General features: G+C 62.4%; 6 protein-coding genes. 4 read left to right on the top strand and 2 right to left on the bottom strand.

The window, feature by feature from the left end; translation table 11 throughout:
• Positions 1–864 precede the first annotated feature (864 nt).
• Positions 865–2,166: a sugar MFS transporter gene (locus tag ACCD05_RS23765; RefSeq protein WP_413395771.1), complete on the top strand. Its 1,302-nt coding sequence runs from the start codon at positions 865–867 to the stop codon at positions 2,164–2,166.
• Between the two features lie 103 nt (positions 2,167–2,269).
• A complete protein-coding gene (gene pncA / locus ACCD05_RS23760; RefSeq protein WP_413395769.1) occupies positions 2,270–2,896 on the top strand; it encodes a bifunctional nicotinamidase/pyrazinamidase in 627 nt (208 codons plus the stop codon).
• Here pncA and ACCD05_RS23755 read toward each other — a convergent pair.
• Positions 2,893–3,141, bottom strand: a complete 249-nt coding sequence (locus ACCD05_RS23755) for a DUF2164 domain-containing protein (protein WP_047505768.1) — start codon at positions 3,139–3,141, stop codon at positions 2,893–2,895. The two genes, pncA and ACCD05_RS23755, sit on opposite strands and share 4 nt — an antisense overlap.
• Before the next feature lie 133 nt (positions 3,142–3,274).
• Between ACCD05_RS23755 and ACCD05_RS23750 the strand changes: the two genes are divergently transcribed.
• Together ACCD05_RS23750 and ACCD05_RS23745 are read left to right on the top strand one after the other, a co-directional pair.
• Positions 3,275–3,991, top strand: coding sequence for an AzlC family ABC transporter permease (locus tag ACCD05_RS23750; RefSeq protein ID WP_018897594.1), 717 nt, complete (start codon positions 3,275–3,277; stop codon positions 3,989–3,991).
• Position 3,992: 1 nt separating this feature from the next.
• Complete coding sequence (locus tag ACCD05_RS23745; protein WP_018897593.1) at positions 3,993–4,301, top strand: AzlD family protein; 309 nt, start codon at positions 3,993–3,995, stop codon at positions 4,299–4,301.
• Between the two features lie 47 nt (positions 4,302–4,348).
• Here the strand turns inward: ACCD05_RS23745 and ACCD05_RS23740 are convergent, their stop codons facing one another.
• Positions 4,349–6,184 (bottom strand): aminopeptidase P family protein, encoded by a 1,836-nt coding sequence (locus ACCD05_RS23740; protein ID WP_413395766.1) that lies wholly within the window; start codon positions 6,182–6,184, stop codon positions 4,349–4,351.
• Positions 6,185–6,293 lie beyond the last annotated feature (109 nt).

Genomic DNA, 6,293 nt, shown 5'->3' with positions numbered 1-6,293 from the left:
CCATACCACCACCCCACCTCACGGGCACAACCACCCACCCCACAAAACAAATCCCTCAACCCGCTCAACACCCTTAACCCCGTCATCGCACTTTTCTCATCCCCACCCCACACCACCGCGCCATACTCCCCTCGTCACCGCACTGGGAGCCGGGTCGCGAACCGGATGCTCAGCCGCTCGAAATCCGGCGTGTGGTGATGATTGCCAAGGGGATTGGACGCCGTCAGGGCCGATGATCCACCGGTAAGACCGATCCGAGAGACGCTCCTGTCGGGTCGGGCGAACCGGAAACCGAGGTGATCGGGCAGGCGGACAGCCTGACAACCAATACCACCTATACCAAACCGCCTGCCCTTCCCGTTTCATGACGCCGACCGTCGCGAGGTTTTGCTTCGCGCGCGGTTTTGGTGTGCGTCGGATGATGGTTGGCTTCGTGCCGTGTGATACCCCCCTCTGCCCTGCCGGGCATCTCCCCCACAGGTGGGGAGATTGGCTGGGTTCTCCCGCTCGCTCTACGCTCATTGTTTGGTTGGCGAGCAAGCCACGAGTCGATCTCCCCCCTTGTGGGGGAGATGTCCGGCAGGACAGAGGGGGGTAACACACGGCACAACCGGGAGGTGGCTCGCTACAAAACACCCCCAAAACACCCTCTCCCCCACCCCTCATCTCGCAAATGCGAAACATTTTACCGCAAAGCACAACAAAATACTTTGAATACTATCGAAATCTGAGAATTGCGCGTATATGACGCATCGTGGCTTGCTGCACGCTTTCTCCCAGAGCGCCCCGCCGAGCCACCGCCGGCCCGTTTTGACAACGGCATTCAAAGGAAAATACCCGGCGTCCACAACAGGAGGTACCAAAGTGGCCAGTATAACAACAAGCAATGCTGCGAAGACGTCCGCATCGTCGTCTCCGGCAGCCAATTATCAGTTTGCGCTCATTGCCCTGACATCGCTGTTCTTCATGTGGGGTTTCATCACCTGCCTGAACGACATTCTCGTTCCGCATCTAAAGAACGTCTTCCAGCTGAACTACACGCAGTCGATGCTCATTCAGCTCTGCTTCTTCGGCGCCTATTTCATCGCCTCGCTGCCATCGGGCGCGATCGTCAAGCGTATCGGCTATAAGTGGGGCATCGTGCTCGGCCTGATCGTCGCCGCCATCGGCTGCGCGCTCTTCGTTCCGGCCGCCAGCTACCGCGTCTACGGCCTCTTCCTCGGCGCGCTCTTCGTGCTCGCATGCGGCGTCACGCTGCTGCAGGTCGCGGCCAACCCATACGTTACCGTTCTCGGCCCGCCGGATACCGCCGCCAGCCGCCTGACCATGACCCAGGCCTTCAACGCGCTCGGCACGACGGTCGCGCCGATCTTCGGTGCCTTCCTCATCCTGTCGGCGGCCACCGCGGCCGTTTCCGGCGCCACGCCCGAACAGCTCGACGCGATCAGGATCGCCGAAGCCGGCGCCGTGAAGTTCCCCTACATGCTGCTCGCAGCCGCCTTCCTGGTGCTTGCCGCCGTGTTCGCGGCCCTCAAGCTGCCGCAGGTCGAAGGCGATGAGGAGATCGAACCGATCGTCGGCGGTGGTTCTGCCTGGCAGTTCCGCCACCTCGTGCTCGGCGCCATCGGCATCTTCGTCTATGTCGGCGCCGAAGTCAGCATCGGCAGCTTCCTCGTCAACTTCATGAGCCAGCCCGACATCGCCGGCTTCTCCGAGGCCGACGCCGCCCATTACGTCTCCTATTTCTGGGGTGGCGCCATGGTCGGTCGCTTCATCGGCGCGGTCGCCATGCGCTATGTCGACGATGGCAAGGCGCTGGCCTTCAACGCGGCCGCCGTCATCATCCTGCTGCTCGTCACTGTGTTCACGACCGGTCACACCGCAATGTGGGCGATCCTCGCGGTTGGCCTGTTCAACTCGATCATGTTCCCGACGATCTTCTCGCTTGGTCTCTATGGCCTCGGCAAGTTCACCAGCCAGGGCTCCGGCATCCTGTGCCTGGCGATCGTCGGCGGCGCGCTCCTGCCTGTCCTTCAGGGCGTTCTTGCCGATACGATCGGCATCCACCTCGCCTTCCTGATGCCGATCGTGTGCTACGCATACATCGTCTTCTATGGCCTGAAGGGTCACCGCCCGGTATCGCACCAGATCGCGCGTCACGCCTGATCGATAAAATCGCGCCCCGCCGTCCTGGCGGGGCGTTTCCACTCTTGCGCCATCACACACGTCTTGGCATGTTGCCGTGCAACAATAGGTGGAGAAACTGCCAATGAAGGCCTTGCTGCTGATCGACATCCAGAACGGGTTCTGCCCCGGCGGAAACCTCGCCGTTCCCGATGGCGACAAGGTGGTCCCGATAGCCAACCGGCTGATCGCAAGCGACCGATACGACCTGATCGTCGCCTCGCAGGATTGGCATCCGGAAGGCCACGGCAGCTTCGCCTCCTCTCATGAAGGCAAACAGCCTTTCGAACTCCACGAACTCTCAGGCAAGCCGCAGATGATGTGGCCGGATCATTGCGTACAGGGCACGAAAGACGCCGAACTGCATCCCGAGCTCAGGGTGCCCGAGATCGATGTGATCTTCCAGAAGGGCGAGAAGCACCACGTCGACAGCTACTCCGCGTTCCGCGACAATGACCAGCATGCCATCACCGGCCTTGCCGATTATCTGAAGGAACAGGGCGTTACCGAGCTCGACCTCTGTGGCCTCGCGACCGACTACTGCGTCAAGTTCTCGGCGCTCGATGCGCTCGAAATGCTCCCCGGCGTCAAGGTTCGCTTCATCGAGGACGCCAGCCGCGGCATCACGCCGGAAGGTGTGGCCACCGCGATCAAGGAGATGCGCGAAAGCGGCATCGACGTCGTCACCAGCGAGCAGCTGATCGAAAACTAATCGCCGGCCTCGCGCTGCAACTGATAGACATCATCGGAGAAATCATCGATGCGCCGCGCCAGCGCCGCCTGCGCATCGTCGATGCCCTGGCGATAATAGGCAGCCCCTACCTCCTTGGCGAAGAAATCAAGCACCAGCTCGGCTTTCAACAAACCGATCGGCTGGTCGAGTTCGCGGTCGAAGTGATGTTGGATGCGCGCGATCAACGCCGCCTTCTCGTCCTTGGAAAATTCGATCGGCTTCATCGTCCCCTCGTTTGCTTCACGGCTACTGCATTGGCACCGTTCAGCGAAATCGATCGGTCAATCAAGGAAATTCGCTTGCGGCCATAGCCGCCTCCCCTTAGAGGGGTTCCAAATTCCAGGAGGATGATCGCCGATGTCACGCGCGAATTTTATCGACGGCCTGCGCGGCGGTTTCCCCATTGCGCTGGCCTCCGCCCCGTTTGGCGCGCTGTTCGGCGCGCTGGCCGCCGATCACGGCATGTCGCTCTTCGAACTCACCTTCATGAGCGCCACCGTCTATGCCGGCGCCAGCCAGATGGTCGGCCTCGAGCTTTTCGGCCATGACGTCCAGGCATGGCTGATTGTCGCCTCCATCCTCGCCGTCAATTTCCGCCACGTGCTCTATTCGGCGGCGATCGCGCCCTACATCAAGCATTTCACCAAGCTGCAGAAGTTCTTCACCTTCTTCCTGCTCGTCGACCCGCAGTTCGCCGAGACGGTGAAGCGCGGCGAAGCCGGAAAACCGGTGACCTTCTCCTGGTATCTCGGCTTCGGCCTGATCATCTATGTTCCGTGGACGCTGGTCAGCCTGCTCGGCGGCACGCTCGGCCGCTATATCGGCGATCCGAAGTCGATCGGGCTCGATATCCTGCTGCCGGCATATTTCCTCGGCATCGTTCTCGATTTCCGCCACCGCGACAACTTCATTCCCGTGGCCGCCGTCAGCGCCGTCGCCTCGGTCGTCGCCTATCACTATGTCGGCTCGCCCTGGCATGTGAGCCTCGGCGCTGCCGCCGGCATCCTGCTTGCCGCTTTGTTCCCGCCGCCGCCGACGGCGCAGGAACTCGAATCCGATCTGCACGAGGTGTGACGTGACCTTCGATCCCCACATGTTGCTGATCATCCTGGCGGCCGCCGTCGCAACCTATGCGACGCGTATCGGCGGCTATATCCTGATCACCACGATGAAGCGCATTCCGCCGCGCATGGAAGCAGCCCTTGCCGCCGTGCCGGCAGCGGTCTTGACCACGCTCGTCGCCCCCGCCTTCTTCACCGGCGGCTGGGAAACCAAGCTGGCGCTGGTCGTTGCCCTGCTCGTCGGCCTGCGCGTCTCGCACACATGGATGCTGGTCGCCGCCTGGGCGGTCGTCATGGCCTGGCGCCACACGATCGGCGGCTGACGCGGCGACCGATCAAACGGTCGCCGCCCCCACAACTTCGATAGTTCTCAGTATTCCAGCGGCAGCGTCGCATTCTCCAGCCACGCCTTGACCTCGTGGTCGTGGATCAGCGGCATCAGCGCCTCACGCGTCTTCACGTGATAGTCGTTGAACCAGTGCAGCTCGTCATGGGTCAGTAGCTCGGGAATGACGAGGCTGCGGTCGATCGGGCAGAAGGTCAGCGTCTCGAAGCTCAGCACCGGCATGTCGCCGCCCTCGACGGGCTCTGCATCGCGCACATAGATCAGGTTCTCGATGCGGATCCCGAACGCGCCTGGCCGGTAGTAGCCCGGCTCGTTCGAGAGGATCATCCCCGGCAGAAGCTCCTGCGTCGACATCCTGGAGATCCGCTGCGGCCCCTCGTGAACCGAGAGATACGAGCCGACGCCGTGACCCGTGCCATGGCCGAAATCGGCCCCTGCCCGCCAAAGCGCGATACGCGCCAATGGATCGAGATCGCAGCCGCGCGTCCCCTTCGGGAACCGCGCCGTGCTGATCTGGATCATCCCCTTCAGCACCAGCGTGAAGAACCGCTTCTGCTCCTCCGAAACAGTACCGACGCCCACCGTGCGGGTGATGTCGGTGGTGCCGTTGATGTACTGCGCGCCGGAATCGATCAGGAACAGCTCGCCCGCCTCAAGCTTGCGGTTGCTCTCGGTCGTCACCCGGTAGTGCATGATCGCCGCGTGCGGTCCGGCACCGGAAATCGTGTCGAAGGAGATGTCCTTCAGCGGGTTCTGCATGCTCTGCCCGACCTTGGCACGCGCCGCCTCGAGCTTCTCGGCGACTTCGATCTCGGTCATCGTGCCGGGCTTGGTTTGCGCCAGCCAGCACAGGAACTCGACCATCGCCGCGCCATCCTGCAGATGCGCCGCCGCAGACCCGTTGATCTCGACGCTGTTCTTCACCGCACGCGGCAGCTTCGCCGGATCATTGCCCTCGACCACGACACCATCAGCCGCGCGGATGATGCTGGCAAGGCCGTAGGAGGTGAGATCAGGATCAACGAGCACCCGGCCGCCAGCCTTTGAGACAGCCGAAAGCTTGTCCTCGAGCGCCGATGGCGGCAGCTGCACGCACATCTGCGCCAGATAGGCCTCCTGCTCGATCCCGGTCTTGCGCTTGTCAAGAAACAGATCGGCCTTGCCGTCGGCGTAGATGATGGCGCGCGCCAGCGGATGCGGCGTGTGCGGCACGTCGGCGCCGCGAATATTGAAGATCCAGGCGACCGACGACGGATCGGCGATCAGAACGGCCTTGATATCCTTGGCCTTAAGATCGGCCGCAATCTTGGCGATCTTCTCATCGGCGAGAATACCCGCCTGCGCCACGTTCTGGATGGCAACGGCGCCCAGCGGCTCCTGCGGCCGGTCGGCCCAGAGCCGGTCGAGCGGATTGTGCGGAAGGATGACCAGCGAACCACCGATCGCGTCCAGCGCCTTCTCCAGACGCTTGACCTCGGCGCCCGAATGCAGCCACGGGTCGATCCCGAGCCGCAGGCCCTTGGCGCCGTGATTGCCGAGCCACAGATGCGGCGGCTCGTTAACGAGATCGCCGCCCGTAAAAACCGACCCGTCCACCTGCTCGGCGAGCTGCGTCACATAGCGACCGTCGACGAATACGATCGCCTCAGTGCGCGTCACCAGCGCCATGCCGGCCGAGCCGGTAAAGCCCGTCAGCCACGCCAGCCGCTCCGAACAGGCCGGCACATATTCGCCGTTGAACTCGTCCGCCCTGGGGACAAGAAAGGCGTCAATCGCAAGATCGTCGAAACTTGCACGCAGCGCAGAGGTGCGATCGCGGCCGAATTGTGGCGTGGAGGTGACTTCGAAAGACTGGTACATGCTCAAAAACCTGATGTTTGGTCCGACATTCAACACGAATCCGGCAGGCGGAATGCCGCTATGTTATCGGAAAATCACGCGAACGGGAGAAAAACCACGTCTCGCCGAC

Source organism: Rhizobium sp. Rhizsp42, assembly GCF_047304155.1.
Classification (GTDB): domain Bacteria; phylum Pseudomonadota; class Alphaproteobacteria; order Rhizobiales; family Rhizobiaceae; genus Rhizobium.
Note: the sequence above shows the minus strand (reverse complement) of the source record. Positions and strands in the feature narration are given on the sequence as shown.